A 599-nucleotide genomic window follows, 5' to 3' on the forward strand; every position below is an offset into this window, starting at 1 on the left:
AACAGTCCACGTGATTCGTTACTATTCTTACAGTCTTGCTTGTGTCAATATGTCAAAGATCTCATGCGCAAATCAAGCGCAAAGTGGAGAATATCGGGGTCGAACCGATGACCTCTTGCATGCCATGCAAGCGCTCTAGCCAACTGAGCTAATCCCCCAATAAAGGGTTTCAAACTTATGGTAAAGCTTAATACTGTCATCCACAATATTAAATGCTACATCCACGCTACCTGTGCACATTTCACTATCGTGCGATGTGTAGTCCCACAGGCTTGTCGCCTGTACACATTGCACCATCATGCGATGTGTAGTCCCAGGCAGACTTGAACTGCCGACCTCCACATTATCAGTGTGGCGCTCTAACCAACTGAGCTATAGGACTGCGTGTCGGCGGGAGGTCCGGCCAGGGCCGTAAGGCAAAGCCCAACCCCGCATCGTCCCCACACCACTTATATATAGGTGCCGACGGCGGAAGGGGCGGAACCCTCATCCCTGATTCCCTCTGTATCGGAGTATAGACAGCGCAGCAGACAAGAGGTGCCGAACCTCAAGAACCAAGGCGAGCGCAAACCACAAACATCCATTTAAAATGGAAAAGT

General features: G+C 50.3%; 2 tRNA genes. Both read right to left on the reverse strand.

The features are described from left to right. Window positions 1–84: 84 nt before the first annotated feature. Window positions 85–158, reverse strand: a tRNA-Ala gene (locus BN93_RS16145). A gap of 150 nt (window positions 159–308) precedes the next feature. Further along, window positions 309–382: transfer RNA gene (locus tag BN93_RS16150), tRNA-Ile, on the reverse strand. Window positions 383–599 lie beyond the last annotated feature (217 nt).

Origin of the sequence: Prevotella conceptionensis 9403948, assembly GCF_000312305.1 — a bacterium.
In the GTDB taxonomy this organism is placed as follows: Bacteria; Bacteroidota; Bacteroidia; order Bacteroidales; family Bacteroidaceae; genus Prevotella; species Prevotella conceptionensis.